Genomic DNA, 26,913 nt, shown 5'->3' on the forward strand with positions numbered 1-26,913 from the left:
ACGTAAAGCTGTGTAAAATTTATTGAGCTAGACCATTAAAACCTAAAGATACTGATATAATTCTTCGGCGACAAATTCAGCGATCCAAGGTTGAGCTTCTGGTTTAGGATGCAAGCCATCGTTCATCATCCACTCAGGTTTAAGGATGATATGTTCTAGAAAGAACGGCAGAAGCGGCACATTTTGTTGATCAGCTAAAGCCGCAAAAACGTACTCAAACTGTTGGTTATAACGCTTACCGTAATTTGGCGGAATTTTAATCTGCATCATGATCGGTTTTGCGCCTGCGGCTTTTATCTGCTCAATGATTTGATCTAGGTTCGCAGACATCAGCTTCGGTGGGAACCCACGAAGTCCATCATTCGCACCAAGTTCGATAAGAACGGTGTCTGGAGCATGTTCTTCAAGTAGTTGAGGCAAACGAGCTAAACCATTGCCCGTTGTGTCACCAGAGATACTCCCGTTAACCACGGTAACCGCTTTATCATGTTTTGCTAGCGCGTCTGGCAACAAACTTGGCCAACTCTGTTTGATGTCCATGTTGTAACCAGCACTCAAACTATCGCCAAGTACCAATAACTTTGAATCTTGAGCTGACGCAGAGCCTTGAGCTAAAGAAGCGGTTGAAAATAAAATAAAAAATAAAAAGGAAATTAGTCGAGTCATGCATACATCCATCATTAAAGCAGAAGCTGTTTCCAAGACAGTGTCTACTAATCAAGAACATTTAACAATCCTAGAGCACGTTGATATCGATATTCGTGAAGGCGAAACGGTCGCGATCGTAGGCACGTCTGGTGCAGGTAAATCGACCCTAATGACGCTGTTAGCTGGTCTTGATGTACCAACGAAAGGCGAAATCAGTTTATTAGGACAGCCACTTTCACAGCTTGATGATGAGGCAAGGGCTAAGATCCGGAGTGAATCGGTAGGGTTTGTATTTCAAAGCTTCTTGTTAATTCCAAGCCTTTCTGCGCTGCAAAATGTCACGTTACCTTGTTTGTTGAAGGGAGCAGACGAAGACATCGAACGCGCGACTGCTCTGCTTGAATCAGTAGGCTTGAGAGACAGGCTTGATCACTTGCCGTCTCAACTATCGGGTGGTGAGCAACAAAGGGTCGCGTTGGCGCGCGCATTTATGATTAAGCCAAAAATTCTTTTTGCCGATGAACCCACAGGCAACCTAGACCAACAAACTGCTGCCAAAATTGTCGAGTTGTTGTTTGAATTGAACTCATCCCATGGCACAACGTTAGTTTTGGTGACACACGATCCTAAGCTTGCACAACGTTGCCAAAGAACACTTAAGATGCATGTCGGTCAGATAGAGGAAGTCTAAATTGAATTCATCAAACGGACTGAATAAACGCCTGTTTTCATGGAGTATCGAAGAGATTCGACACGGTCAGTTGTGGCCAGTTTCAATCGCTTTAACGCTTATTATTGCTTGTGTATTTGCATTGTCGGCGCTGGCCGAACGTATGGAACAGGTAATTGTTAAGCAGGGCAAAGATGCGCTTACTGCCGATAGCGTGTTTATCTCAGCAAACCCTGTTCCACAATCCTTGTTAGACCTCACTCAAGTTGAACAGTTAGAAAGCTCTCAGTTGACTCGTTTTTCAACCATGGCATTCAGTGATAACTCAATGCAGTTAGTGACGGTAAAAGCAGTTGAAAGTAATTACCCATTACGCGGTGAAATGATCTTAGAGGGCGCTGATAAAGCATCAAGTAACCATGTTGAGCCAGGGGAACTTTGGTTAGACGAGCGTATATTTGCACAGTTAGAGGTTGAAATTGATGACGTTGTCACTATTGGCGATGCCGATTTAGCGATAACTGGACGAATCACTCAAGAACCAGGCTTAAGCTTTAACCCATTCCAACAGATGCCAGCCGTTCTGATTCATACAAGCGATATTGATGCCACGGGAGCGATTCAACCGGGCAGTCGTGTTAGTTTTAGGCTGTTTCTCAACGGTGATGATACAAAACTGCAAGCCGCGCAAGACAGCGTAGAATTAACACCAAGCGATCGCTGGCGTACTCAAGATTCTGCGAGCCGTACTAACGACATGTTCGAAAGCACGACTCAATATCTTTCGTTAACCGTTGCTATTGTTGTGATCATGGCTGCGACCACTTTGGTACTCACTTGCCAACATTATGTTGCGAGTCGCCGTAAAACCATCGCGATGCTTAAGAGTTTGGGTGCAAGCAAGCAGTGGATCGTTAAATGGTTGTCTGTACAGGTATCTTTATTAGTGGTTATCGGTGCAGTACTGGGAATAACTATCGGTATCGGCTTAGAGTTTTTGCTTCGTATACCTCTGGGTGACTTATTACCAACGCCACTTCCTAGCTATGGTATTGAACCTGCAATCTTGGCGATTTTATCAAGCATCTTAATTGGTGTTCCTGCTCTTGGTATCCCGTTAATTGGCTTGGTCAATACCTCGGCAATCAGCGTTATCCAATCAAGTCACCAGTCCAATGAAAGCTACAAGAAATATTTGTTGTTACTGGTACCGATTATTCCAATGATGCTGATGTATGGCGACAATCTATTGGTATGGATAGTTCTAGCGGGTATCGCTTGCCTGTTCTTAGTACTTGCGGTCGTTAGTACGCTTGTTCTGCGTTTGGTTGGCAAGTTACCGACATCTACGTCTATGCGTTTAGCATTGAGCAGAATTAATCGCACACCTTTAGCAACGGGGATTCAATTTGGCTCTTTAGCGCTTTCACTGATGTTGCTGTCTATCATCTGGTTGGTAAGAAGTGATTTACTGTCAGATTGGCAGCAAACCTTACCCGAGAACGCACCAAATGCGTTTGCACTTAACATTGCAAGCTATGAAAAAGACAGTTATCTCGAGACGATTGATGCAAACGAAGTAGAGCGTACTCAAGCGTTTCCAATTATCCGAGGACGACTGACGACGATAAACGGTGTCGAAGCATCGGAATACAGTGATACCTCTGGAGAAACAGACGCACTAAGCCGTGAGATCAACTTCACTTGGGGAGATAGCTTACCTAAGTACAATGAAGTATTAGAAGGTAACTGGACGCAAGAGCATGGCGTATCTGTAGAATCGGATGTCGCGGAGCAACTGGATCTAAAGATTGGCGATGAGCTGTCATTCACAATCAACAGCCAGAATGTTTCTGCCAAGGTGAATAGCATCCGCAAAGTCGAGTGGCGAGAAATGAAGCCGAACTTCTACTTCATTTTTACTCCAGATGTCTTGAGTTCAATCCCTTCTACTTGGCTAGTGAGCTTCAGATTAGAAGAACAACACAATCAGATGCTCAACGAACTCTCTCGAAATCATCCAACCGTGAGTTTGATGGATATTCGTAAGATGGGTAGCAAGATCCAAGAGTTGCTTAAGCAGATTGTTTGGTCGATTACCGTACTTGCGGCGTTAGGTGTGGTGGCGGGGCTGTTGCTTATCTTCACTCTATTGCGATTGAGCTTATCTCAAAGACAACAAGAGATACGCTTGTATCGAACATTAGGCGCGAGTAAGAAGCGAATTCTCAATACTATTTGGTGTGAGTACGGTTTAATGGCGTTAGTCGCAGGCTCAATTGCAGCCCTTGGTTCTGAGCTCAGCGTGGCAGGAGTGATGAACTTTGGTTTTGAGTTACAACCTTCACTTCACCCGATGTTGTGGATAGCGCTACCGGTGCTAACGTTCATCACATTAGCCGCGGTAGTGAATAGCTTAATCAAACGTTTGTTGGCACCAGTAAACAAGGATTTTGGCTAGTCGTTAGCGAGATCTAGCCAAGCGCTTAAAACGGTCTAAAAGTGAGATTATTTATACTTAGTCATGCACTATTTATAATACGTCGCTTTAGACCGTTTTTTATTTAACCAACCGGTAGCATAAGTAAAAAATATCGCACCTTAGATTCCACTGTTTTTAGCATTTTTTAAAACTAATTACCCAATAATGCCGATTTAATGAACAACGGTTAGTCCCTGTAAACAAAGGGTTTGCGCAACTTAGCAAGAACGTTATCAACAGTTATCCACAAAAACGGTGGATAACTTTAGGGATAAGTTAACCGCTATGTTTTAAGAGTACTGAGGCAGCCTTTATGTGGCGTCACTTAGGACAAATTTGACTGTTAGAATAACCTTTAAAACCCTATCTGGAGTTATTGAGTCAAGAGATTATTTATGTTTTTTACATAGATATTAAATCCCGCCTATCTAAGACCTTGATAAAAATGTGTTTTAATTCATCGCAGAACAAAAGTAGAATAGAGGCAGTTAATCTTATTCTACAGAACACGATGAACCACAACAAAACGGATACAAATCAACCTTCTATTGCCATTGTTGGTGGTGGTATTGCCGGAACAACGAGCGCGATTCACTTTAGTGAGTTGGGTTTTAAGGTCACTATCTTAGAAAAAGGGCCGAGTTTGGTTAATGGTCCACCAATTTGCCACCTGCACGCTGGCGGCAATTTGTATCGAGATATTTCTGTAGAGCAGTGTCTTCAGTTGCTCACGCAGTCAATTGATACCGTCCGCTTATTTCCTCATACGATCAATATTCGTCCGACAATCATCGCCGTTCCGCACAGTGATGGTGGAGAGCCGTTGGATCTGCTTCCTCGTCTCAAGATAATCAAAAGCGCTTATGCCGATCTTGTTAAACAAGATAAAAGCAACCAAGTGCTCGGTGATCCGGAAGAGTATTATAAGCTGTACAGCAAAGAAGATTTATTAGCACTTTCTGCGAAAACACAGCCTCTGAAACCAACATCGCTTGATGATTGGTGTATTCCTTTCGCCAAGCATACGGATTTAGAGACCCTAAAGTATCCTGTTGCGATGGTCCAAGAGTATGGCTGGAGCGTATTCCGACTTTCTGCGACCGCTCAACTCTCTTTGGGGCAACAAGCTAACTGTACTGTGTTAACCAACAGCCGATTACAATCTGTTGAGTCGACAGGTCAAGGTTGGTCTTTGACTTATACCGATGCCGAAAACCAAAGCTGCCAACTAACGACCGATTACTTGATTAATGCGAGTGGGTTTGAAACGGGTATCGTAGATGACTTTGTTGGCTCTAAGCAGCAAAGACTTGTTGAGTTTAAAGCTGCATACGTTACAGAGTGGCCATATTCGCAAGAATGTAAGGAAGAGTGGCCAGAAGTTATCTTCCATGGCCCGAGAGGCACACCGCAAGGCATGGCGCAATTAACGCCGTATGCTGATGGTGTGTTCCAACTTCACGGCATGACAGAAGGGATTACTCTGTTTGAGGGTGGGCTTGTTTCATCGTCAACAGACTCGTCACAGCCACAGTTGCCTTCGAAGCTGCTTAAGAAAATCGTATCGGGTTGGAGTGAAGATCAGCTTGAATTAAGAACTCGCGCGGCAATAACGCATATGTCTCAGTTCATCCCAAGTTTCAGTTCTGCATTGGTCGGTGGTAAACCTTTGTTTGGTGCACAACAGATTCCGGGAACCGATCCAAGCTTAAGAGCTTCAGACGTTTCATTCTGTGGGGATCGCTATGCTCGACTTGAAGTAGTAAAAGCTTCTTCAACATTAGAAGCGGCACAAAAGGTCGCTGAGCAATGGTTTGATGTATCAGAGGCGGCATCTATTGAAGACACACACTCAGTGACAATGTCACTTAATCTAAATGATATTGAAAACAGAGCGATAGATTTGACACAAGAACGTGGATACCCAGAAGCGCTTGCCAAGGTGTCAGGTCAAGATCACGCTTAATAGCCTATAATTAGTCTATCATCATCGACTGCGTTTAATTTCTTCAATTCGGCTTACTGTAATAGGTAAGCCGAATCTTCATTTCAACATCTGCTTAGATACCGAACCTCATCTAAATGACATCTTCCTAGTTGATTATTCTCAGCTACATAGCATTTAGCACATAACACATCGCAAAAACTAATAGCCGAAAAACTGAGCCCATTGGCACCAAACATCTTGTAAGCCCAAGCGATCGCCCTTGCTGAACGATATCGCATGTCCAGGTTTTGCTTGCGCCAAGCGTGGTAAATCGATTCTGGCGACACATCCTATCTTCGGATAACCACCTATGGTCTGTCTATCATTAAGCAGCACGATAGGCTGTCCATCTTGTGGAATTTGAATCGCACCTAGGGTAATGCCTTCTGACAATAGCGAAATGTCAGGCGAGTCTACGGGCTCGCCACTGAGTCGATAACCCATCCGATTAGAGTTTTGGTCAACGTGATACTGCGCGTTATACAAAATCTCTCTTGCTGACTCGGAGAATAGCTCGCTTTGATAGCCTTCAATCACTCGTAGGTTCACGGGTAGATTGTAATCAGGCGTGTATCGGAAGGTAACACTCAACGCTTTAAATGGATGAGAGAGTTGGTGTTGGGTAAAAGCGATTTGTTGCCCTTGCTGGCATGGCTCGCCATCTTGCGTTAATCCACCAATCTTTTCACGAGTGACTGTAGAGCAGCTATCAAGAGTTGATGGAACATCGAAACCGCCCTTAATGGCTAAATACGCCCTTAGACCATTTTTAGGCAAACCAAATGAGAGAACTTGCCCCTTAAAAGCTTGAAAAGTGCTCCAGTTAGCCTGTGGTTTACCATCGAGTTTCGCTTGTAAATCACCCCCGCATAGTGCCATCTCGCAATCAAAATCGATTCTCAACGCACATTGCCCAAGCGTGATTTCCAACGCCGCTTGGTTGACTGGGTTGCCCAATAGATGGTTAGCCCAGCTATAAGAGTAGTCATCAACCGGTCCACCTTGCGTTAATCCAAGATGAGCAACACCAAATCGCCCAAAGTCTTGAATCAAACTCAACGGGCCGGGCTTAATCACTGTCAGTGTTGGTTTAGTTTTTGTCTTAGCCATTTACGATGCCTCCACCCAACTCTACAAATTCTTTTTTTGAAATCGCTATGAAACGGACGGTATCACCAACATTAAGCAGAGACAGTGGTCTTTGCGTGATATCGGCGTTCTTCAACTGGCTATGATCGAACAACGGAAGTGGGCAATTGCCAATAATATTCCAACCGCCCGGTGAATCCGAAGGGTACACAGCTGTTTTCGTATCCGCGATGGCGATACTGCCTTTGGGCACAATTAAGCGGGGTGTGGAGTGACGGGGCAAGGCAAGCTCATTAACCACATCCGACATAAAGGCAAAGCCAGGCGTAAACCCAATCGCACTGACGCTGTATGTCTGTGAGGTGTGATGTTGAATTATCTGGTCGAGCGACAGGCCTTTGTTTTGATATCGGTCTAAATCGAGCGCCGTTTCTGGTGAGTAATAGGCAGGAAGCTCAATCGTATCGCGAGTTTTACTAACACTAGAAAAGGACGACAGAGCATGACTCAACAAATTATTGAGCTGTTCAATGAGCTGCTGTTCTGATATTCGATAAGGGAGGTAATCGACCAATATTGTTTGGTAAGCCGGTGTCACATTCATCAACACCGATGCTAAGTTTTGGCGAATGGCATCGGAAAAGTGAGCTATGTATTGCGCATATTCGGCGCTAGATTGATTATTTGAAGGCGATAGCGTCAAGGTCACCAAAACGCTGCATTCCGCGACTGGCGCTATATTGAATTCAATCTGATTCGTCGTCATTTCGTTTCCATACGTTTGTTATCTTGCCTTTTTTAGCTTACTTGGCGTGTCTCACTTCCGTGTCCAAGCCAATACAAGTCAATTAGATCTCACGAGCGATTAGACCATGCGTCATACCAATCACACGCTTCATACTAATTAAAAGCGTTGAGGTCTTGTCTGATTTTTCTAATTAATGCGATGGATTGAGGGTTATCACCATGAACACAGATAGTATCGGCTTCAATAGGCAGTATTTCGCCCTCTAAAGTCGTAACCGAGCCATAGTTAATGATTTGCATAACTTGGTTATAGATATCGTCTTGATTGACGTAAACCGAGCCTTTTTGAGTACGTGGCGCTAATTGTCCGTTATTTAAATAAGCACGGTCGGCAAACGCTTCAAACAAGAGAGGCAAGTCATGGTCGTCAGCAATATCCAAATACTGTTGATTGTCTGATGAAGAGAGAATCATCAACGGGATGTTAAACTCAGCGACGGCTTGGGCTACCGCATTGAACACATCAATGTTTGCCATCATATCGTTATAAAGAGCGCCATGAGGTTTCACATAGCCAACAGTGGTATGGTGATAGCGGCAAAGGGCTTGTAATGCACCGACTTGATAACAAACCAGCTCACTGATTTCGTCCATGGTGTGTGGAATAGAACGGCGACCAAAACCAACGAGATCTTGATAACCGGGATGAGCACCAATTTGGGTGTGATAGTGCTGCGCCAGTTTTATCGTCTTGGACATAACGTGCGGATCAGACGCGTGGAAGCCACAAGCGATGTTTGCCATATCGACCCATTCCATGACCGACTCGTCATCGCCCATCTTCCAATTGCCGAAACTTTCTCCCATGTCGCAATTAAGCAAAATCTTCGTTGTCACGTGGTGCTAATCCTTTACGTTGAGGTAAGTAATGACGGTCTTATAAATACCATAAATAAACAGTGACCTAACTCAAACTTTCGACACCGTAGATTTACCAGTATGGCATTTCATATATAGTTGAACTATTGATTAAAGGATTAATATCTATCTGTATATTAGGTGAGCACATGATATCCCGCCAGGTTTGCTTAGGACTAGCATTAATGATACCTGTTTTTGTCTCTGCTCAAGAAAACTCTCTAGACCAGCTCATGTCGATGAGCCTTGAAGAGTTGTCTATGTTAGATGTCGAAATGGAAACGGCTTCGAAAGTAACACAAAAACTTACCGAGATTTGTGTCAATCAAGAATCGGTGTATGTGAGGATCTCTCATGAATTCTAAATGGCTTAAGCACCGCATTAAGCTCGGCTTATCTAAACTAGGCTTAGCGGCTTTAACGATGCTTATTGTGCCGTTGAACACCTCAGCTGCTAGCTTCAAACCTTATGAAGTGAAAGCGGTGTACCTTTTTAGAATTGCGAATTTTATACGTTGGAATGATGAAAGCTCAATGAACGCTGTGAACTTTTGTGTGATTGGCGATGAAAAGGTAAGCCAAGTGCTAACGTCAATTACCGAGGGGAAATCTATTCGTTCGCTCGCTATCCGAGTTCAACAGTCGATTACTTCTAAGTGTGATATTACGTATTTGTCTGACCGTAAAAATGACCAATTTCTTAGTCAAGAGCACTCGCCACATACTGTGACAATCAGTGATATCCCTAACTTTACGGACTTAGGTGGAATCATTGAACTCACGCACATCGATAATAAGCTCAAACCTAAGATCAATCTAGAGAACGCAAGGCGCGGTGACTACGTCATTGGCTCGAACCTGTTACGAATCGCTATAGTGGAGGGCCAATAATGTTGTCTTTCATTAATAACATATCGATTAAAAACAAGCTGATATTACCCATTATCATCTTCATCGCAGTCACTTTTGTAACGATCCAATCGGTAAATTACACTGTCACGTTTGAGAGAGAGAAAGAGAGTCTTATTCAGCGTGTTAAAGTGCTAGCACAAGGTGTTGCTTATAACTTGCAAGCCGCGATTTTATTTGAAGACAAGTCATCGGCTCAGGAAATATTGTCAGCTTTCGTCGCAGATAAAGATATTGTTAGAGTGAAGCTCTATGACATCAACGAACAGCTTTTTGCCAGCTATCAGGTGAGCAACACTCTGGTTCCAAGGCCAAACGCAGAAGAATTAGACGATATCGCCGATCATCAATTTGCCATCTCTGAGCATTTCATCTTCTTGCTCGTTCCAGTGACACTGGATGGCGCAGTGATCGCGAACTTGAGAGTAACAATATCGAAAGAGACGTTTAATTCGATCTTAACGAATATTTTCAAGGTTGCGGTCGTCTACCTGTTGTTTCTGGTGATGTTAGGCGGAGTAGTGGTCAAATTGGTGCAACGCTTGATTATCGAACCGATGTTTGACCTCAATGAGGCGATGCAAGCCTTTGTTGAGCGTCGTTCGAAGCAGCCTAAATTAGTCGTAACGAACCGCGATGAAATCGGCGATCTGGTTCGAGCTTTCAATACCATGTTAAAAAGGCTTCAACATCGCGATAACCAAATCAATTTTACGTTAGACAAGTTACAAGAAGAAAAATCATTCGCAAATGAGGTCATTGAAACCGTTCAGCACTCTTTGTTGGTGGTGGATGAAAAAGGGCTCATTCTTCATGCGAACGCAGCTACTCGGGATATTTTTAAATGCTCGGAAGCCTTTCTTGAGAATTTGTTGATCCAAGAGTTGATCGCGACCAAGCAAACGGGTTACTTACAAGATGTTATTGATGCCAATATTGAACTTAATGACGAATTGCTGGAAACCACCGATCTCTTTCAATCAAAACGCTGGCTTCGTGTGAGCAGTCGTTCTTTGACAAAACATGGTCGTATTCTTTATGCAATCCAAGATGTCACCGACATAGAAACGGCCATGAGTCGCCAACGTATTGCTGCGGGTGTTTTCGAAAACAGTAAAGACGGCTTGATCGTGCTCAACTCATCCAATGTGATAACCATGGTTAACCCGGCGATCACACAACTTCTCGGTTATCACTCTGATCTGCTGGTGGGCAAAACACCATTTGAAGTATTTTCGTGGCAGCAATTTTCATCATTGATGCCGACAATTCGCAGTTCGTTAGACAACTATGGTCAATGGCAAGGCGAAGTGTGGGAGAAAAGCGCGTCCGGCACGTTAGTTCCAATGTTTGTCAAAGTGAATCGAATTGCCTCAGACAACGAGAAAGACGAGTTTGATATGGTATTAACGCTGTCTGATTTATCCAACGTTAAAGAGATGGAAAGACTCGAACACTTGGCTCATCACGATGCATTAACCGGGTTAGCGAATAGAGCGCAGCTGTATAAGGTTATGGATGATGTTGTCACGTCGAGCCACTATTCAAATCAGCATTTTGCGGTTATTTACTTGGATTTGGATGGCTTCAAAGAAGTGAATGACAACTATGGTCACGATGCGGGTGACGAAATCCTTAAAGAAGTGTCAAACCGGTTATTATCTCAGGTAAGAGCGGGGGATTTGGTTGCACGTTTGTCGGGTGATGAATTTGTTCTTATTATTAAACAGACAAACAAAGTCTTATTAGCGAAGTTAGCCGAGCGATTGTTGGATCTGATCGGGCAAGAAGTGAATTATAAACAGCGTTCACTTCATGTTGGGGCGAGCTTAGGTATCAATTTAGTTGATGGCTCAGAGCGTGATATTGACGTGATTCTAAAGGTTGCTGATGAGGCTATGTACCAAGCGAAACGCAAAGGAAAAGGTCAGTTTGTGTTCGCTCGTGAGGGTAAATAGGCACCGGTGTTTGTGAGCTCACCCTAAGTTGTTGTATCATAAGTGATAGGTTGAATATTTTTAATTAAAAGGTCTGCTAAGCATGAATGTTTTAGTTACAGGTGGCATGGGTTACATTGGTAGCCATACAAGTATCCAGATGATCAACGCAGGTATGACACCTGTACTTTTTGATAGCTTGTACAACAGCAAACCAAGCGTTCTAGAGCGCATCGAAAAAGTCTCGGGCGTTCGTCCCAACTTCATTGAAGGTGACGTTCGTGATAAAGCGCTTTTGACTGAAACTATGAAGCAACACAACATCGAAGCGGTTATCCATTTTGCTGGTCTGAAAGCCGTCGGAGAGTCTGTGGAAAAGCCTCTTGAATACTACGACAACAACGTAAACGGCACTTTAGTTCTTGTTGATGCAATGCGTGATGCGGGTGTAAAAACCTTGGTATTTAGCTCTTCAGCAACGGTATACGGTGATCCTGCAAGTGTGCCAATTACTGAAGACTTCCCAACAAGCGCTACCAACCCATATGGTCGTAGTAAACTAATGGTTGAAGAGTGTTTAACCGATTTCCAAAAAGCCAATCCTGATTGGAGCATTACACTGCTGCGTTACTTTAACCCTGTAGGTTCACATCCAAGTGGTGAGCTAGGTGAAGACCCGCAAGGTATCCCAAATAACCTAATGCCATTTGTCTCTCAAGTAGCAGTGGGCCGCCGTGAATTCCTATCTGTATTTGGTAGCGATTATCCAACAAAAGACGGGACTGGCGTTCGCGATTACATCCACGTAATGGATCTGTCTGATGGCCACATCGCAGCGCTTGAGAAAGTAGGGTGCAAAGACGGTCTTCATATCTACAACCTTGGTACGGGTAACGGTTCAAGTGTGTTAGACATGGTTAAAGCATTCGAACAAGCAAGCGGTAAAGAGATCCCTTACAAGCTAGTTGAACGCCGTCCTGGTGACATCGCAGAGTGTTGGGCAGATCCAGCTAAAGCTCAGAAAGAACTGGGCTGGAATGCAAGCCGCACATTGGCTGAAATGACCGAAGATACATGGCGCTGGCAGTCAACAAACCCGAATGGATTCCCTGGTTAACCTAGTGGTTTCGTGAATGATTCAAAAATTAAAAGATGCTTTCGGGCATCTTTTTTGATCTTAATCGAATAAAAAGTAAATTAGTGGTTAAAAAGTATCATTCTGTATCCGCTGTGTTATTATGCTCGCGAATTATATGTTTAATGTTAATTTTCTTTGGAGTTAATCATGGAACTAGGCCTAATCATCACTTTCATCGTTGCTGCTGCAGTAATGGTTAAAAAAGAGATGGCAGAGAAGTAATTTCACTTATTACCTTTTTTATACAATTTTTTAGTGAAATAAATTAAAAGCCAGCAATTAAGCTGGCTTTTTAGTTTCTGCTGTATCAGATTCTGTCGTTAAGTTTTCTAACGAGTTAGAATTCGTATTTAGCTGAAATACCGTAGTTTCTTTCCGCTTGAGTGTTCTCTTTGTAAAGTTCATCATCACCGCGAATATCATTCCAACGGTAGTACTCTTCGTTAGTTAAGTTGAACACACCACCACGAATCGTCAGATCCTTCATTGGTTTGTAGTAAGCTGTTAAATCAACAACTGTTGCGCTTGGAAGCTCAGCCTGGCCTGCGTTACCGCCACTTTCGTCATCGAAGTTGATGTCTGAACCAGATTTGTCAGCTGTGTAGTTTAACTTAACGCTAGTACCCCAATTTTGGTTTGGCGCATCATAGTTAAGACCTAACACCGCATTCCAAGGGTTAACACTATTTAGTGCATTTCCGTTTCCGTCCTCACCCTCTGTGTATGAAGCTACGAAGTGAGTTGAAATACCCTTAGGCGCACCAACCAAGACATCCCAAAGTAACGTGTTCGAGAATTCAATCCCCTTTATCGTTGCCGAATCCAAGTTAACGTTAGAATAGTGCGTTGTTCCACCAACCTTTTTCGTAACCACTGTCTCGATAAAGTCATCGTAGTCACTGTAGTAGGCCGCGATTTCAGATGATGAAGCTTGAGTGTTGTGACGATAGCCTAGCTCGTATGAAATACTGGTTTCTGATTTAAGATCTGGATTTGGATCATTTACGTACCCATGTCCAGGGTTATCATATGTATAGTAAAGTTCATCAAAAGAAGGGGCTCTAAAGCCTTGGCTAATTTGGCCAAAAATAGTGCCTGTATCTGTAAGTTTGTATGTTGAACCTAAACGACCAGTTACCGCAGAATCTGAGAAATCACTCAACGTCTCAGTGGTGTTGTTACCAGGATCAGTTGAGAAATAGTCAAAGCGTACACCAGGGGTAACAATAAGTTTGTCATTCACTAAGCTAATTTCGTCTTGAATAAACAAGCCAAATTTTTGCTCCTTAGCATCTGGAGTATATACATAAAGTTGGTTATCAGTAGCAGGATCAGAGTTATACTCCATATTGGTGTTGCTGATGTCACTATGTGTATAAGTTGCACCATACACTAGGTAATGGTTGTTAATTTCTTTATCTAGCTGAGTCTCGATTTCAAGCTTATCTTCAGTGTACTCGTAGTCTTTTGTTTGTAAGTTGTCGTTGTTAGCTGGTACCCAAGGTGGCATACCTGGGCCTGCAGGTTTAAAGCGCTTAGTTACACCATTCTCTTCTTTAGAAATGTACGATACTTTACTCGTTACAGTATCGGCAATTGTGCCATCAGCGAACCAAATGTGCTTAATAGCGAATCGATTTTGCGTTGTGTCATCAGCACCTGTATAGCTATCGTAGCTTGAGTGGTAGATGTCAGAGTCTGAAGTATCTTTGATTAGCTCAGCTAAAAACTCGATACGATGACTTTCGTTTAACTGATATTGCAACTTAACCAAAAGATTATCTGCTGAAGTATCTTGACCTTCTACAGCGTAGTTCTCTAAGTCGTTAGGGTTACGGAAGTTTTGCAACTCTTCACCATCTCGACGAGTGTAGGCTACCAATGTTTCTAGATCATCGAATCGATTAGCTAATGCAACGTGCTCACTGAAAGAGTTATCTTCTGAAGAGTAAGACAGTTTCGCTTGACCGCCAAAGTCTTCTCCATCTTTTAAGAAATCAGAAGGGTCTTTAGTTTCAAAGGCGACAACACCACCAATAGCGTCGCTTCCGTGTAAACTTGAAGCCGCACCTTTGATAATTTCGACACTTTTCAGCATATCGGGATCGATTGAAATACCGCTAGAGTTAATAAATGCGTAAGGGCCACCATCAAATGAACCTGGTTGCGATGAGCCATCCACTAAAATCTTTACGCGCTTACCTTCCATGCCACGAATGTTGATGGTTTGTGCACCTTGTCGAGAGCTCGAGTTCATCGTTACACCTGGAGTGTATTCGAAGATTTCGTTAACATTTTTTGCCATGTTCTCTTCGATTTGCTCATCGGAGATGACTGCAACAGAAGCCGCTGTATTGATAAGTGTTTGATTCGTGCGCGTCGAGGATACAACAACCTCATCAAATAGGGCATAATCTTCAGCAAAGGCTGACGTTGATGAAAGCGCTAAAACGATTGAAGCAGAGAGTAGGGATTGCTTATACATCTGATAGTTACCTTAGTTACATAGTATTATCTTGATTTGCGAAGATGATATTGGATCTAAATGATAATTACTATTATTTGCATTTAATTAATTTTCAACTTTATCAACTAATTCATAATTAATGCTCTTAATCACTTGTATTAAAAAGACTTATTCAGTTCCATTCATTTTGTGAATGCTTCTGTTTTTGTGATGTAAATCTCAATTTATAGTAGGAAAGCTATGCATAGCCCAATAACACTTGAAGCATTACACATACTAGATGCTATCGATCGTCGTGGAAGTTTCGCCGCAGCAGCGAATGAAATGGACCGAGCGCCATCATCATTGAGTTACCAAATTCAGAAGTTGGAGCAAGATCTAGACATCATGATTTTTGATCGGTCTGGGCATCGTGCAAATTTCACGGAAGCGGGGCAGTTAATACTAGAACAAGGCAGGATAATTCTTGGTGCGACTGAACAACTCGTTAACGATGCGAGTATTCTTGCTAATGGTTGGGAGCTAGATCTAACTATCGCCTTTGATGGCATTATCCCGATTGCTAACTTTTTCCCACTGGTAGATGAACTAGGAAAAATCAGTAAAACACGCGTTCGTTTGCAAGAGGAAATCTTAGCGGGTTGTTGGGAATCTCTCACAGATGGTCGTGCTGACTTATTGATATGCCCTAAGCTCGAGACAATTCCAAACGATATGAAAAGTGACGTAATTGGTAAAATGGAGATGGTGTGGGTCGCGGCATCAAGCCACTATGTTCACAAGCGTTCTGGTGAATTCGATCAGAAGGCGAGAGAAAGTTACAGGGTTATTGCCATTGCAGACACCGCACGCGATCAGCCAGCACTAAGCATCAATATTCTAGAGAAACAGCCACGTTTAACCGTGACGAGCTTTCCTGCGAAAGTAGAGGCTTTGACATCAGGACTAGGGATTGGCACCTTACCGAATAGTGTCGCTAAACCTTTGATTGAATCTGGCGTACTACAGCAGATCTCCGGTACAGAACCACAACCGATCGATATTGTTATGGCTTGGCGACGCAACAAAATGGGCGACGCCAAGTCTTGGTGTATCCAACATCTTAAAAAGACATGGGCGTTAAAGTAACGGTAACACCATATCTGCAGTACCATCTTCAAAACTGATATCTAGCTTAAAACCGAGCTTTTGAGCTAGTGTCAGCATCCCTCTATTGGTTGGCATCGTCATACCCGACATCTGCTTGGTCTGCTTCGCACGGCAGTAATCGATAACCTTGGTCATAAGAATGCGACCTAGACCAACACCTTTAAGGTCAGAACGAATCAATATTGCGAATTCGGCGTCTGTGTTCTCAGGGTTAATCAGCGCACGGGACACGCCGATGATCACTGGAACGCCTTGTTCCTCGCGAACGACCACAAAGGCGATTTCTCTATCGAAATCAATCTGAGTGAAATTCGCCAACGCCTCATGATTGAATTCACCGACATCACTAAAGAAACGCTTATAGAGATCTTCCTTAGACACACGGTTAATGAAGTCAGCATGAAGCGGTTCATCTTCGGGAAGAATAGGGCGTAACAACACTTCGGTTCCATCTTTTAGCTGGATACGTTCTTCAAGCTCGACCGGATAAGGGCGAATCGCAAGACGTTCCTGTGGATCGCCTTCGTACGCTTTCAAGATGATATCGGCATCTAATATCGTGAACTTGTCACCATTGGCCAGTACTGGATGGATATCCAAATCATGTATTTCAGGGCAATCCACTACCATTTGCGATATACGTACCAATAACTCAGACAAACCTTCTATATCGATGGGGTTAGGGAGTTTTTGTAGACGAATCTTGCCGCTTTTTATCGCTCGAATAATCAAGTAACGCGCCAGTGTCATGTTGAGCGGTGGAAAAGCAGCTGCGGCATCAATCGACTCATCCCACTCCGAACCACCTTGTCCAAGTAATATGATTGGGCCGAAGGTTTCGTCTGTTGTAACCTTAATACGCAACTCTTGGCCGCCCGCGAGCTTAGCCATACCTTGAATTAACAAGCCGTGGATGTTTGCTGTAGGGAAGGATAATTGAGAACGATCGAGAATTGCCTGAGCCGCATTGGCAACTTCACTGCTGTTTCGCAAATTGAGCATCACGCCTTGTACGTCTGACTTATGTGCAATATCCGGCGAACGTAATTTTACTGCGACGGGATAACCGATCGTTTCAGCGATGTGTACCGCTTCACTTGGGTCAGAAGCGATCCAAGTTGGTAACACATCGAGGTTGAAGCTCTTGAAAAACTGACTGTTTTGGTGAGTATCAAGGCTAACTGTATCTTTATCCAGTAGTTTTCTTTCTATCCAACCTTTCGCATCTGCTAGATCTTCAATGTGTACTTTTTCTGCAGTGGTCGGCGTTTCCATTAACTGACGTTGGTTACGTCTGTACTCGACTAAGTGCATGAATGCGACCACAGAGCTTTCAGGGGTCCGATAAGTTGGGAAACCCGCTTCGGTAAACAGCTTTCGTGCGGGCCTTGCTGTTAGCTCACCAGACCAATTCGTCAGGATGTTAAAGCGCTTGTGGCGAGGGTGCTTCTTAATCGCTTCAATAATTCGTTCTGCCGTTTTAGCGGAATGTGCGACCGCTGAAGGGCTGTGCATGATAAGAATCGCGTCTGCTTCATCGCCATCGAGTAAGATGTTTATAGTGTCGATATAACGTTGATCACCAGCGTCGCCGACAATATCGATAGGATTGCTATGAGACCAACTCGATGGCAAAACCTTGTTCAACTTATCAAGTGTCTCTTCTGAAAACTCTGCGAGCTTACCACCGCGGTCAAATAGGGTGTCCACAGCCATAATCGCAGGGCCGCCACCATTAGTAACAATAGCCAAGCGCTCGCCTCGCAATGGTACTGAATGAGTCAGTGTTTCTACCGCAGCAAACAGTTCATGTAAGTTCTTAACTCGTAGCATGCCGCTGCGTCGGATTGCGGAATCATAAATAATATCTAATGTGTCGGCACCGCCAGTGTGAGCCATTGCTGCGGCTCTGCCTTTCGCCGTTCGACCGCCTTTCAACACCAAAATTCGTCGGTTACGCGAAGCCGCACGCGCTGCAGAAATAAAGCGCCTCGCATCAGTAATGCTGTCTACATAAAGCAATATCGCTTCGGTGTGAGAGTCGGTACTGAGATAATCCAATAACTCCGAGAATTCGATATCGCTACCATTGCCTATAGAGATAAACGCCGAAAAACCGATCTCTTTGTCATTAGCCCAATCGAGAATAGTGGTACACACAGCTGCCGACTGAGAAACAAAGGCGATCTTACCGGGTAATGCTGTCACTGGAGAGAATGAGGCGTTCAAATTTAACCAAGGAACAATCACCCCCAAACTATTGGAACCCAACACTCGAATGTTGTGCTTTTTGGCAATCGCTAGGCATCGTTCATCATACGTCTCACCATTATCGCTTTCTTGCTGCATGTCTGAAGAAAGCACAATGACAGAGGCTATACCTTTCTCAGCCAGTTCTTCAAAAATAGCGACATTACGGGTCGCATTGGTACACAAGATTGCGAGGTCAGGAACAATCGGTAACGACAAAATGTTCTTGTAAGAAAGCACACCGGCCACTGAATCATATTTCGGCGTAACCGGCATCACCGCACCTTTAAAATCCCCATGCAACAAATTGTTCATAACAATATATCCTGCGCGTGTTTCTCGTTGAGAAGCACCAACAACAGCGATTGAACGGGGTTTAAGTAGGGGATCAAGATGATTCATAGACATATCCTAGCAATGCACGTAAGTTCATCGTAACTTACTTTGCACTCACAGGTTGATGGCAAATTCACCGAATTCAGATGAATAAGCAAACACTGCATAAAGTTTGTGAAATAGGTCACCCACTAATGGTGTATAATCCCAAAGTTAACTTGATTCTAAACCGACGTATCGGCATGATTTATAGTAATTATTATTAAGGATATAGAGCTTTCCATGAAAAAATTTGCAATTGTGACTTTGCCACTGCTCTTGGCTGCGTGTGTATCTGACGACTACGTTACCAATGTCACTTCAGATAGTTATCAAGAAGAGTACAAAACGGCAAAAGTTGAAGCTCCAGTTGTATCTCAATCTGAGCAAACAAGCGTTGTTGAAGAAAATGTTGTCAACGTTATCAGAACCGAACCTGTTGAACAGAAAGTCGCTCAAACGACTCAAGCTAAGCCAGTTGCAGTAGTGACAGGCCCAACCAAGAAACAACAAGACATGAACCAACGTTTTGGTTACACAGTTCAAGTTGTTGCTGTTGGCAGCCAAAGTAAAGTCGATTCTTTCGTGAAAATGCTACCTACGACTTCTCAACCAGTTTGGGAAAACTACAAAATGGTTAACGGCACTAAGTGGTTCACGGTACTTTATGGTGACTACGCAACACGCTTAGAAGCTAAAAAGGCAATCTCAACACTACCGAACACTTTCCAAAACTTGAAGCCGTTCGTTAAGAGCATTGATGACATCAAGAACTCTGAATACCCAACGCTTAACAAGTTGAACTAAGTTTTGATTCATAAAGAAGGGGCAAATGCTCCTTCTTTTGTTTTAAGACTCGCTGTTTTGTTTAATAGTTAATCGCTCGATCTTTCGAACGCAATTTTAACAATCAAAACACTGTACCTATCTCGACTTTTGTTTATCATTGAAGTCAGTACTCCTAGTTTCAAGGACCGAATTTACCCATGAACACCACAAACATCCTTCTACTTTGCGGCGGTGGATCTTCAGAGCATGAAGTATCTTTAGTTTCAGCCAATTACCTTTTTGAACAACTTAATAGCGTTGCAGATTTTAACGTTGTAAGAGTTGAAATTAAGAACGAAGGCTGGTGTCTTGATTCAGGTGAATTGGTTTATCTTGATATTAACGACCAAACCTTACGCGGTGACAATTTAGCATCTAAAGTCGATTTCATTGTGCCTTGCATACACGGTTTCCCAGGTGAAACAGGTGACATTCAATCACTGTTTGAAATGGCTAAAATTCCATACCTAGGTTGTGGTCCAGAAGCAAGCAACAACAGCTTTAACAAAATCACGTCAAAGCTTTGGTACGACGCACTTGGTATTCCAAACACGCCGTACCTGTTCTTATCAGACAACAATGATCAAGCTCACTCACAAGCAACTCAAGCATTTGAAAAGTGGGGTAAAGTGTTTGTGAAAGCGGCTCGTCAAGGTTCTTCTGTAGGTTGTTACCAAGTTAACCAAGTAGAAGATTTAAGCGAGGCTATCAACAAGGCGTTCACTTTCTCGGACCAAGTATTGGTTGAGAAATCAGTGGTGCCTAGAGAGCTAGAAATTGCTGCTTATGAAATCGATGGCGAGCTACACATCAGCAAGCCGGGTGAGGTGATTGCACCGAATGGCGCATTTTACTCTTACGAAGAGAAGTACAGTGCAGACAGCCACTCGATCACTGAAGTTGAAGCAAGTAATTTAACTGACGAACAGCGTGAATTGATTGCAGACAGCGCACGAAAAGTCTTCACCCAGATGAAGCTTCGTCACTTGTCTCGTATCGACTTCTTTTTAACGCAAGACAACGAAATCTACCTGAACGAAGTCAACACCTTCCCAGGTATGACGCCAATCTCCATGTTCCCTAAAATGGTTGAGCATGACGGCCACAAATTCAGCCAGTTCTTAGAAAACTGCGTGAGAACAAGCCTTTCTTAGGTTTCTAACTCGTTTTCGTTCACTTAGAGCTGAACCAACAAGTGCCTTGAGCTTTCGCCAAGGCGCTTTTTGTTTTTAACGCTAACCGTTTTTACAAATATCGTTTTAACCATAACTTATATCAAAATAGTAATATCCAAGTAATCTGCGACCCGTCATTGCCAAGGTATTAACGCCTTAAACTTCATCTTCTCACTATCAGCCGTTCCCGTGAAACCGACATATTGAGCTGGCATTGCCGGGCTAAGCCAACGACCAAAGTCCTGAATCTCTCTCACCTTAAGACCTTGTTTCGACAACTCTTGTGCAGCACCAACACGAATCGAATTTCCAGAGAAATGGTGATTTTCTGGCAGTTGAAGTAAGTCGCTAGCTCTTCTCAATATCCTATAGATGGACGAATCATCTAAAGGCTGCAAACCAATATTCTCATGCTTGTCTATCGCACGAAATACTGGCAAGTCATCTTGTATACCAGTAAACGAAAGCCAACGTTGAAGTGCAACACTGGCTATTTGTGACAACTGATAAGCCGAATCTTTGACTGTTACTTGGTAATGATCTTCAACGTACTTAACATCACTCATCGATAACAACTTAAGCTCTGAGCGCTTTAAAGCACACTCGAACATCACGTTATAAATAGCAATGTCTCTGATCTCTTTCAGGTTTGCTTTCTCATGGGAGAGTAACGTATTCAAATCAGTGAGATGCACAGATGTCATAGCATTGGTTTGTTTAGCGTCACCGGCCATTTGAGATTGTAAGTGGAGTAGGGTAAAGCGAACTTGCCTGTGCTTGATCGGGTTAGCAAAGCTCAACACAGTATGTAACATGCTAAGCGTTGCAGTGTAACGTTTTAGCGATGCGTATTTTCTATCGTTAGACTCCGTTTCAAGAAAACGACGAACAGCGGTTATAGATGCGGGAAGTGTGTTAATACGATGTTTGGTACAGAACGCATGATAGCGATTCCAATCACTGTAAATGCCCAACAGTGAATTGCGAGAGTATTGAAATCCTGTCAACTCATCTATAATTTCTATTGTCGCGTTGCTGTTTAATTTTTCAACAAATGAATTAATTATCACAGAGTCAGTTAAAATAGGGACTTTTTTTCTCAAATTACCATACCTCGACAGGTGTTTTTACCATATTATGCTTGATATCATTATTAGTATACTTATGATTAATGCAGTGAAAACAGAAAGATGATTAATAGATATGGCTAATTCAATTTACCGAAGCGTCCATCTTCAATCGATAGATGCTAACAACACAGTTTGGCGTGCTAAGTTAAAAAACAACGTTATTCAGGGCAACCTAGCTGCCGTGAAAAAGAGTATTGATTGGTGGATTGATACCGCATCTATTATTGATCCAAAAGAATTCATGTCATTAAATAAGTCGAGAGGAACTGGTGGCTCGACTGAAAACTTCAACGGCTACCAAATCAAGAATGACACCGGTGAGCCTAATGCGTGGTATTGCATGTTTAACGGTCGCTTAATCAAAGGCGGCAAGGTTGCAATCCAACGCCATATAGAAGCTTACTTACTCGCAAAACAAAAAGCAGAGCAACAAAAGAAGTAAATTATGAGCCTAGTATATTCAACAGAAACAGGTCGCATTAAGCCTGAAGAAGAGAAAGTCCAACGTCCTAAAGGCGATGGTATCGTTCGAATCCAAAAAGAAACCAAAGGCCGTAAAGGCAAAGGCGTTTCTGTCGTAACTGGCTTAGACCTAGATGACGCACCATTAAAACTAATGGCAGCAGAACTCAAGAAAGTTTGCGGCTGCGGTGGCTCAGTAAAAGATGGCAACATCGAAATTCAAGGTGACGCGCGCGACAAGATCAAAGCGCACCTTGAAAAGAAAGGCTACAAAGTTAAATTTGCTGGCGGTTAATCTCTAACTAATACCAGGGTTAAAATCGAAGATTATTATCACTGGTTATTAGGTATTTTATGGTAAATAGCCAGTATGGTTAAATACACAGTATAAATTAGAGAATATCGGCACAATACAAAGGCAGGGCATCACACAAAGATACCTGCCTTATAAACATCAAAATCAATTTAACATAACGTACATAATACGCACTGAGCTTGTTAGAGCAATTTAGTAATGTCCGGTTTGAGCCATTTTAAAATGTCCTCCTAAGCTTACCTATATTGGTCTGCTTAGGAGTTATCCGGATGCTTATTACTATGAGTGAAAAAGATATTCAGCGATTCAAGGTGCTTACTGACGTACGTGAAAAACGACTACGTCAAGTTGACGCTGCTGTCATTTTGAATCTGTCTGCGCGTCATATCCGACGTTTGGTAAACCAACTTGTCTCTCTTGGCGCTCAAAGTCTTACACACGCAGCGCGTGGACGCCCAAGTAATCGACGCTACTCAGAACATTTCAGAATTGAAATACTGAAACTTATCCGTGAGCATTACTCTGACTTCTCACCAACGTTCGCTCTGGAAAAACTGACTGAACGACACAATCTATCCGTCTCTAAAGAAACACTCCGTCAATGGATGATCGCCGACGGACTGTGGCTTCCACATTCACAACGCAAACCTCGAGTCTATCAGCCTCGTTACCGTCGTGATTGCTTGGGTGAACTTATCCAAATTGACGGCTCCCATCATGACTGGTTTGAAGGCCGCAGCGACAAATGCTGCCTATTGGTGTTCATTGATGATGCGACTGGCCGTTTGATGAACCTAAGATTCAGCGAGACAGAATCCGCATTTGACTACATGTTGACCACGCGTGAATACCTCAATGAGCACGGTAAACCCATCGCATTTTACAGTGACAAGCACTCAATTTTTCGAGTGAATCAGGAGAAACACAAACAAGTTGGCCAAACTCAATACGGGCGCGTGTTGAAAGAACTGGCCATAGAACTCATCTGTGCCAACAGCTCCCAAGCCAAAGGCCGCGTTGAGCGAGCCAACCTCACGCTGCAAGACCGACTGGTTAAAGAGATGCGCTTACAAGGTATCGACACCATCGAACAAGCCAACGCCTGGCTTCCCTACTTCATCGCCGATTTTAACCATCGCTTTGCTAAGCCCGCTCAATACCCAAAAGACATGCATCGTCCGGTTCGAGAGTCCAAGCAAGAACTCGACGATATTTTCAGTTGGCAAGAAACCCGCAAGCTCTCAAAGTCGCTGACATTTCAATACGATAAGGTTATTTATCTCATTGAACCTACTGAAGAAAACAGCCGACTAGCGCACGAACATGTCAAGATACTCGACTACCCAAACGGTGAAATCGCCATCCAATACGGGCATCGAAAACTCGAATTCAAAACCTTCGACAAACTCGAGCACGTTCAACAAACCCAAATCGTCGACAACAAACGCCTCGGCCAAGTTTTAAAATTTGCTCAGCAACAACAAGAAGAATTCGAACAACAACAGCAACGAACCCGCAGTAAGAAAGCCCCCAAGCGCCGTGCACAACAAAGAGCCCTTCAAACAGCCCCTCGAGCCATCAACCCTGTCCTCATCGAACCATTCAAAGCCTCCAGTCGAAAGACCTAACAACGGGACATTTCTATTTGGGGCAAATGAGGACATTTTAAAATGGGATTGACAGACACGGACTGTAGACCCCAAATAGTAATGTCACTATTTCCCAAAGTTATTCTTGTCATCGTTTCCTCTTAAACCCTTAATACAACTGGTGCCTCAAGCATATTGAGTTCACCAGCATTCTCTAAACGCTGTTTTAACCCAATCATTATATGTGTGGCCAACATCTACATGATTCGTTAACACAAAGCCGATCAACGAGAACATTTGTTCCGTCTGTCTGCTTACATCTGTTTTGTACTCATGATTCAGCGCGCTGTGTGTAAACCTTGTGGGCATTGCTGTCGTTTCTTTTTCAGATTTTACACACGCCACTGTGTTTCTTGTTGGCTGCACACGTTGAATTCTGTTTTGTGTTATCCACTAAGCAAGTTAAGTTTTCTCGTACGAGCTCGTCTGTAATTTTTCATGCTGAATTTTTAACTCAACTTACAGCTCGCTCTAAAGTTTGTGTTTGTTGGTTAGATTATTGGATTACTCTGTGTTCCTCAGATCTACGTAATGTCACGAACAGACATGTTCACATGGACTAAGTTACTTTACCGAAACTCACAAACATTCACGCTCGTGGTTACTTGGCCCTTAGATCATCGTTGGAATGGATTTAGGGTTCACTTTGACCGTGCTACCTTGGTCACGTTGAACGACGTGAGTTTAATCCGAAAGAATTGCTCAGTTTTGCGTAATGGCGCGACGAACATCGTCAGCCCGTCGAACGCCACGGTCGAATTGATTCCCCAAAGTTTTACCCACCTAAAGAGCATCCTTTGCCATTTCGTGGCGGCCGTCGTATGCCAGCGAAACCTTGGACGCCGACTAAATTCAAATAAGACCAGGTACAACACCCACACGTAATAACGTATGGAGGGCGACAATATGGCAGCACAACTTCCCTGCTCTACAAAGCGCACGGCGCCTAAAGCGCCTCCAGAGCTTATGAAAGAAATCCTAGAGGCAGTTAAGAAAAATCAGTAAAACAGGCTGAGAAACAAGAAGAAAGCAACTAGATAAGGCGGTTTTTTATCTCCTTGCAAACTATATATACCTACATAGAGAAAGAAGACTATTAGTAAGTAACATTCAAAACTTAAACTATGAGTTTCGAGCGTTGGAAATATCTCTTAAACCCGCAATACTATTCTAACTCTAACCACTCAACGGTTACTTCCATCAACTCCATGATTCGAAACTCTAGGTCAAGATGATACAAGTGCATTGGACTCTCTTTACTTCTCATCCGAACTAGATTCATTTGTTTTTCTGAAGCTTCGGGTTGTTTACCATAATTCTCTGACAACAGACGAACTTTATCAATTAAAACAAGCCATTTTTCAGCATGTTCTGGGGAAATGGATGACGCAATTTGTAAAAGATTTTTGAAGTCACTTTCTCGTGTATGCGCTGTGTCTAAAGTAAACTTGAGTTTCATTGCATTAGTTTGTGCTTTTTTAATTTCTAATACTTGTTGTTTTAGCCAATTGATGTCTAAACATTCTGTATTCACGTAAGGAAGAGCGGTTTCATGCCCCCAAATCCTAGTTCGTTTATAGCTATCAAGAATTGAAGCTACACAAGAGTTTAAAAGCTTTAGGTTATCTTTTTTCTGTCTTTGTTTTGGGAAATAATTATTTAACAAATAGAATACGTAAGCAGTAAGAAAACCAATCAGTATATTTTCAAAAACAGATATGTACGTAGTAGAAGTAAGTGTTTTACCAATGATAGTTCCATCAACATATTCAACCAAAGGAAAGCGGGCACCTGAAATGACCAACAAAAGCATAGAAAAACCGCCTAAAATCAACAGTAGTCTCTCATTTTCGTCTTTCAATATATCCAATTTCTCACCTTGTATTATAAACCAACCCCTTGCCCTTTAAGTTAGTGGGTTAACTGAAAGTCACCCAGAAAATTGGTTGATTAATTATAAATAAAAAAGTTATACATTTTAAATTACTTGTTATAATACTAAAGCAATGTACTCACGACTTCTGAACTTTCTGTAAGCAGTTTTATATTATCAGCAAGTTGCTTTATGTTATTACCATAGCCAATAAACTCCATAAGTTTAAACAAAACGGTTCTAAAAGCTCTACCTTCATCAGTACTCTGTGCTGATTTTAGAATTGATTGTTCTAGACCAAGTACAGAAAAAGCTGAAGTAGTAGCCACCTTTAACTTATTAATATCATTATTCTTAAGATACTCTTCAATACCCGTAATTAATTGAGCAATATAGATATCTAAGAACTCTTTCAGTTCAAAATCAATATCCTCAACATCAGAGATATTTTCAAATAGAGCTTTGAGCTCTTCGCATAACTCACTTAGAGTTGTTATATCCCCTTTGTTGAAATTGGTTAAATTAGGGTTCTCAATAATCCATTTGACTTGTTCAAGCGCTCGAATAACATCATCATTAATATGTTGAGCAAAAATTGCTCCTTGAGAGTTAAAGTCCATGGTGCTGAACACATGGTTTATCTTATGAAATGATGGTTTGATAGTTTCTACAGGGTAATCAATGGAAATAAGTTCATTTTGAATGATATCAATA

21 protein-coding genes and 2 pseudogenes are annotated in these 26,913 nt (G+C 42.7%); 14 read left to right on the forward strand and 9 right to left on the reverse strand.

The window, feature by feature from the left end; genetic code table 11:
* Positions 1 to 42: 42 nt before the first annotated feature.
* On the reverse strand, positions 43 to 666 hold the full coding sequence (locus tag BCU07_RS18680; RefSeq protein WP_102427934.1) for an arylesterase: 624 nt from the start codon (positions 664 to 666) through the stop codon (positions 43 to 45).
* Between BCU07_RS18680 and BCU07_RS18685 the strand changes: the two genes are divergently transcribed.
* The 3 genes from BCU07_RS18685 (at position 665) to BCU07_RS18695 (ending at position 5,766) form a co-directional block, all read left to right on the forward strand.
* Complete coding sequence (locus BCU07_RS18685) at positions 665 to 1,339, forward strand: ABC transporter ATP-binding protein (RefSeq protein WP_102427933.1); 675 nt, start codon at positions 665 to 667, stop codon at positions 1,337 to 1,339. The genes BCU07_RS18680 and BCU07_RS18685 overlap by 2 nt on opposite strands.
* A gap of 1 nt (position 1,340) precedes the next feature.
* Entirely contained in the window at positions 1,341 to 3,779 is a 2,439-nt protein-coding gene (locus tag BCU07_RS18690) for an ABC transporter permease (protein ID WP_102427932.1), read from the forward strand.
* Positions 3,780 to 4,311: 532 nt separating this feature from the next.
* Complete coding sequence (locus BCU07_RS18695) at positions 4,312 to 5,766, forward strand: FAD-dependent oxidoreductase (RefSeq protein ID WP_017060081.1); 1,455 nt, start codon at positions 4,312 to 4,314, stop codon at positions 5,764 to 5,766.
* A 180-nt stretch (positions 5,767 to 5,946) separates the two neighbouring features.
* On the opposite strand, the gene BCU07_RS18700 is transcribed toward BCU07_RS18695, so the two are convergent.
* The 3 genes from BCU07_RS18700 to BCU07_RS18710 form a co-directional block, all read right to left on the reverse strand.
* Entirely contained in the window at positions 5,947 to 6,897 is a 951-nt protein-coding gene (locus tag BCU07_RS18700) for a biotin-dependent carboxyltransferase family protein (RefSeq protein WP_102427931.1), read from the reverse strand.
* Complete coding sequence (locus tag BCU07_RS18705) at positions 6,890 to 7,642, reverse strand: 5-oxoprolinase subunit B family protein (protein ID WP_017060083.1); 753 nt, start codon at positions 7,640 to 7,642, stop codon at positions 6,890 to 6,892. The genes BCU07_RS18700 and BCU07_RS18705 overlap by 8 nt, the downstream gene beginning before the upstream one ends.
* 134 nt (positions 7,643 to 7,776) lie before the next feature.
* On the reverse strand, positions 7,777 to 8,520 hold the full coding sequence (locus BCU07_RS18710) for a 5-oxoprolinase subunit PxpA (RefSeq protein WP_102427930.1): 744 nt from the start codon (positions 8,518 to 8,520) through the stop codon (positions 7,777 to 7,779).
* Between the two features lie 170 nt (positions 8,521 to 8,690).
* On the opposite strand from BCU07_RS18710, the pseudogene BCU07_RS18715 reads away from it, so the two are divergent.
* From BCU07_RS18715 to galE, 4 genes and pseudogenes are all read left to right on the forward strand, one after another.
* Positions 8,691 to 8,885: pseudogene (locus BCU07_RS18715) on the forward strand (hypothetical protein); the annotation flags it as partial.
* 10 nt (positions 8,886 to 8,895) lie between these two features.
* Positions 8,896 to 9,432: a YfiR family protein gene (locus BCU07_RS18720; protein ID WP_017060086.1), complete on the forward strand. Its 537-nt coding sequence runs from the start codon at positions 8,896 to 8,898 to the stop codon at positions 9,430 to 9,432.
* Positions 9,432 to 11,408 (forward strand): diguanylate cyclase domain-containing protein, encoded by a 1,977-nt coding sequence (locus BCU07_RS18725; protein ID WP_102427928.1) that lies wholly within the window; start codon positions 9,432 to 9,434, stop codon positions 11,406 to 11,408. The genes BCU07_RS18720 and BCU07_RS18725 overlap by 1 nt, the downstream gene beginning before the upstream one ends.
* An 82-nt stretch (positions 11,409 to 11,490) precedes the next feature.
* Positions 11,491 to 12,504, forward strand: a complete 1,014-nt coding sequence (galE, locus tag BCU07_RS18730; RefSeq protein WP_017060088.1) for a UDP-glucose 4-epimerase GalE — start codon at positions 11,491 to 11,493, stop codon at positions 12,502 to 12,504.
* Positions 12,505 to 12,862: 358 nt separating this feature from the next.
* Here the strand turns inward: galE and BCU07_RS18735 are convergent, their stop codons facing one another.
* A complete protein-coding gene (locus BCU07_RS18735) occupies positions 12,863 to 15,010 on the reverse strand; it encodes a TonB-dependent hemoglobin/transferrin/lactoferrin family receptor (protein WP_010429656.1) in 2,148 nt (715 codons plus the stop codon).
* 222 nt (positions 15,011 to 15,232) lie between these two features.
* Here BCU07_RS18735 and BCU07_RS18740 point away from each other — a divergent pair, with 222 nt between their 5' ends.
* Positions 15,233 to 16,120: a LysR family transcriptional regulator gene (locus BCU07_RS18740; RefSeq protein ID WP_102427927.1), complete on the forward strand. Its 888-nt coding sequence runs from the start codon at positions 15,233 to 15,235 to the stop codon at positions 16,118 to 16,120.
* On the opposite strand, the gene BCU07_RS18745 is transcribed toward BCU07_RS18740, so the two are convergent.
* Positions 16,112 to 18,793 carry a bifunctional acetate--CoA ligase family protein/GNAT family N-acetyltransferase gene (locus BCU07_RS18745; RefSeq protein ID WP_102427926.1) on the reverse strand — a complete coding sequence of 894 codons (2,682 nt, stop codon included), beginning with the start codon at positions 18,791 to 18,793 and terminating at the stop codon, positions 16,112 to 16,114. The two genes, BCU07_RS18740 and BCU07_RS18745, sit on opposite strands and share 9 nt — an antisense overlap.
* A gap of 216 nt (positions 18,794 to 19,009) precedes the next feature.
* On the opposite strand from BCU07_RS18745, the gene BCU07_RS18750 reads away from it, so the two are divergent.
* Together BCU07_RS18750 and BCU07_RS18755 are read left to right on the forward strand one after the other, a co-directional pair.
* Positions 19,010 to 19,573, forward strand: coding sequence for an SPOR domain-containing protein (locus tag BCU07_RS18750; protein ID WP_017069919.1), 564 nt, complete (start codon positions 19,010 to 19,012; stop codon positions 19,571 to 19,573).
* 179 nt (positions 19,574 to 19,752) lie between these two features.
* Entirely contained in the window at positions 19,753 to 20,748 is a 996-nt protein-coding gene (locus tag BCU07_RS18755; RefSeq protein WP_017064584.1) for a D-alanine--D-alanine ligase, read from the forward strand.
* 155 nt (positions 20,749 to 20,903) lie between these two features.
* On the opposite strand, the gene BCU07_RS18760 is transcribed toward BCU07_RS18755, so the two are convergent.
* Positions 20,904 to 21,872 (reverse strand): tyrosine-type recombinase/integrase, encoded by a 969-nt coding sequence (locus BCU07_RS18760; protein ID WP_102427925.1) that lies wholly within the window; start codon positions 21,870 to 21,872, stop codon positions 20,904 to 20,906.
* Between the two features lie 100 nt (positions 21,873 to 21,972).
* Here BCU07_RS18760 and BCU07_RS18765 point away from each other — a divergent pair, with 100 nt between their 5' ends.
* The 4 genes and pseudogenes from BCU07_RS18765 to BCU07_RS18780 all read left to right on the forward strand — a co-directional run.
* Entirely contained in the window at positions 21,973 to 22,341 is a 369-nt protein-coding gene (locus tag BCU07_RS18765) for a DUF3319 domain-containing protein (protein ID WP_017060095.1), read from the forward strand.
* Between the two features lie 3 nt (positions 22,342 to 22,344).
* A complete protein-coding gene (gene yciH, locus BCU07_RS18770; RefSeq protein ID WP_008221404.1) occupies positions 22,345 to 22,656 on the forward strand; it encodes a stress response translation initiation inhibitor YciH in 312 nt (103 codons plus the stop codon).
* A gap of 302 nt (positions 22,657 to 22,958) precedes the next feature.
* Positions 22,959 to 24,305: an ISNCY family transposase gene (locus tag BCU07_RS18775; protein WP_102427886.1), complete on the forward strand. Its 1,347-nt coding sequence runs from the start codon at positions 22,959 to 22,961 to the stop codon at positions 24,303 to 24,305.
* A gap of 596 nt (positions 24,306 to 24,901) precedes the next feature.
* Positions 24,902 to 25,186, forward strand: a pseudogene (locus BCU07_RS18780) (DUF3653 domain-containing protein); the annotation flags it as partial.
* Between the two features lie 305 nt (positions 25,187 to 25,491).
* On the opposite strand, the gene BCU07_RS18785 reads toward BCU07_RS18780, so the two are convergent.
* Both BCU07_RS18785 and BCU07_RS18790 read right to left on the reverse strand, forming a co-directional pair.
* On the reverse strand, positions 25,492 to 26,196 hold the full coding sequence (locus BCU07_RS18785; RefSeq protein WP_102427891.1) for a hypothetical protein: 705 nt from the start codon (positions 26,194 to 26,196) through the stop codon (positions 25,492 to 25,494).
* Positions 26,197 to 26,324: 128 nt separating this feature from the next.
* Positions 26,325 to 26,913: hypothetical protein (locus tag BCU07_RS18790; RefSeq protein WP_413286178.1), on the reverse strand; the 589-nt coding region annotated here is incomplete at its 5' end.

The organism is Vibrio sp. 10N.261.54.E10, assembly GCF_002877735.2.
In the GTDB taxonomy this organism is placed as follows: domain Bacteria; phylum Pseudomonadota; class Gammaproteobacteria; order Enterobacterales; family Vibrionaceae; genus Vibrio; species Vibrio crassostreae_C.

Excerpts from the sequence above, each read along its gene's own strand:
- BCU07_RS18685 (WP_102427933.1), top strand. The coding sequence starts at position 665 with ATGCATACATCCATCATTAAAGCAGAAGCTGTTTCCAAGACAGTGTCT.
- BCU07_RS18680 (WP_102427934.1), bottom strand. The coding sequence starts at position 666 with ATGACTCGACTAATTTCCTTTTTATTTTTTATTTTATTTTCAACCGCT.
- BCU07_RS18695 (WP_017060081.1), top strand. The coding sequence starts at position 4,312 with ATGAACCACAACAAAACGGATACAAATCAACCTTCTATTGCCATTGTT.
- BCU07_RS18700 (WP_102427931.1), bottom strand. The coding sequence starts at position 6,897 with ATGGCTAAGACAAAAACTAAACCAACACTGACAGTGATTAAGCCCGGC.
- BCU07_RS18705 (WP_017060083.1), bottom strand. The coding sequence starts at position 7,642 with ATGACGACGAATCAGATTGAATTCAATATAGCGCCAGTCGCGGAATGC.
- BCU07_RS18720 (WP_017060086.1), top strand. The coding sequence starts at position 8,896 with ATGAATTCTAAATGGCTTAAGCACCGCATTAAGCTCGGCTTATCTAAA.
- BCU07_RS18725 (WP_102427928.1), top strand. The coding sequence starts at position 9,432 with ATGTTGTCTTTCATTAATAACATATCGATTAAAAACAAGCTGATATTA.
- galE (WP_017060088.1), top strand. The coding sequence starts at position 11,491 with ATGAATGTTTTAGTTACAGGTGGCATGGGTTACATTGGTAGCCATACA.
- BCU07_RS18735 (WP_010429656.1), bottom strand. The coding sequence starts at position 15,010 with ATGTATAAGCAATCCCTACTCTCTGCTTCAATCGTTTTAGCGCTTTCA.
- BCU07_RS18740 (WP_102427927.1), top strand. The coding sequence starts at position 15,233 with ATGCATAGCCCAATAACACTTGAAGCATTACACATACTAGATGCTATC.
- BCU07_RS18745 (WP_102427926.1), bottom strand. The coding sequence starts at position 18,793 with ATGAATCATCTTGATCCCCTACTTAAACCCCGTTCAATCGCTGTTGTT.
- BCU07_RS18750 (WP_017069919.1), top strand. The coding sequence starts at position 19,010 with ATGAAAAAATTTGCAATTGTGACTTTGCCACTGCTCTTGGCTGCGTGT.
- BCU07_RS18755 (WP_017064584.1), top strand. The coding sequence starts at position 19,753 with ATGAACACCACAAACATCCTTCTACTTTGCGGCGGTGGATCTTCAGAG.
- BCU07_RS18765 (WP_017060095.1), top strand. The coding sequence starts at position 21,973 with ATGGCTAATTCAATTTACCGAAGCGTCCATCTTCAATCGATAGATGCT.
- yciH (WP_008221404.1), top strand. The coding sequence starts at position 22,345 with ATGAGCCTAGTATATTCAACAGAAACAGGTCGCATTAAGCCTGAAGAA.
- BCU07_RS18775 (WP_102427886.1), top strand. The coding sequence starts at position 22,959 with ATGAGTGAAAAAGATATTCAGCGATTCAAGGTGCTTACTGACGTACGT.